Raw genomic sequence first — 1,547 nt, forward strand, 5'->3', positions numbered from 1 at the left:
CAATGCCGGGAAGTTAAGGTGACGCCGGAGGTGTCAAGGGTTCTCGGCTGGTGGCCGGACATGAGAACGGAGATCCAGTAGAACGGGTGTTCTCTCACAAACGTCCGAACAGACTGGATCTCCGTTGTCTCAGCAGTCTGACAGGTCCGTGCTGGCCTGCGCTATCAGTACGGTCACGCGGACGGTCCGGGTGGGGACGGGGGTGTTCGCGCCCGGGCATTTGGGTGAGCTGACCCAGCAGGTGCCGTTCGAGATGGTCGACGAGGTCCTGGTGGCGACCGGTGCCGTGCAGCGGCGGGTGCGGCTGCTTCCGTCCCGGGTGGTGGTGTATCTGCTGCTGGCCGGGGTGTTGTTCGCTGAGCTGGGCTATGTGCAGGTATGGGGCCGGCTGACCGCCGGGCTCGGCGGGTCGCAGCCGGCGCCGAGCGGGGCCGCTTTGGCCCAGGCGCGGCGGCGGTTGGGTGTCGCACCGCTGAAGGCGCTGTTTGAGTTGCTGCGCGGTCCGGCCGCCACGCTCGGCGGCGCAGCGCGGTGGCGGGGTCTGCTGGTGTGCGCTGTCGATGGGACCGTGATGAGTGTGGCCGACAGCCCGGCCAACCGCGTGGCCTATCCCCAGCAGCGCGGGTCGGCTTTCCCGATGCTGCGTCTGGTCGCGGTGGTGGCCTGCGGCACCCGCAGCGTCTTGGACGCGGCGTTCGGCCCGGCCTGCGGGACCGGCAACGGCGAGACCGCCTATGCGGCCCGGCTGCTGGGCGCGCTGGGTGAGCAGATGATCGTGCTGGCCGACCGGGGCTTTGCCGCCGGGTGGCTGGTCAAGCAGATCGCCGATACCGGTGCCCACCTGCTGATCCGGGTCAAGAACGGCCGGTCGGCACCCAAGTTGCCGGCCCTGCACCGCCTGCCCGACGGCTCATTCATCTCCCGGCACGGCGGGATCAAGGTCCGCGTCATCGATGCCGGCATCACCGTCTCCACCGCCGCCGGCCCATCCACCGGCAGCTACCGGCTGATCACCACACTGCTGGACCCTGTCGGCTATCCGGCCACAGACCTGGTGCGGCTCTACCACCAGCGGTGGGAGATCGAGACCGCCTACCTGGAACTGAAATCCTCCATCCTGGGCGGCCGCGTCCTGCGGGCCCGGACCCCGGCCGGCACCGACCAGGAAATCTACGCGCTGCTGATCGTCCACCAGGCACTACGCACCGCGATGGCCGACGCCACCAACAGCGACCCCCGCATCGCCCCGGACCGGGCCGGCTTCAGCATCGCCCTGGCCGCGGCCCGCGACCAGGTCATCCAGGCCGCCGGCGTGATCGCCGACACCACCATCGACCTGACCGGCCGCATCGGACGAGCCGTCTTGGACAACCTGCTGCCCGACCGACGCATGCGCACCAACGCCCGCACCGTCAAACGCGCGATCTCCAAGTACAACGCCCGCGGCCCGGCCATCGACCGAACCACCTACCAGGCCACCATCGCCATCGACATCCTCACCCCGACCAACTCGACAACAGCCGAAGACCCTTAACTTCCCGGCATTG

1 protein-coding gene is annotated in these 1,547 nt (G+C 69.2%); it reads left to right on the top strand.

The features are described 5' to 3' along the window. Positions 1-202 precede the first annotated feature (202 nt). Positions 203-1,534, top strand: a complete 1,332-nt coding sequence (locus ETD96_RS43835) for an IS4 family transposase (RefSeq protein ID WP_171069549.1) — start codon at positions 203-205, stop codon at positions 1,532-1,534. The last annotated feature ends 13 nt before the right edge of the window (positions 1,535-1,547 follow it).

This window comes from Actinomadura geliboluensis (assembly GCF_005889745.1).
Taxonomy (GTDB): domain Bacteria; phylum Actinomycetota; class Actinomycetes; order Streptosporangiales; family Streptosporangiaceae; genus Spirillospora; species Spirillospora geliboluensis.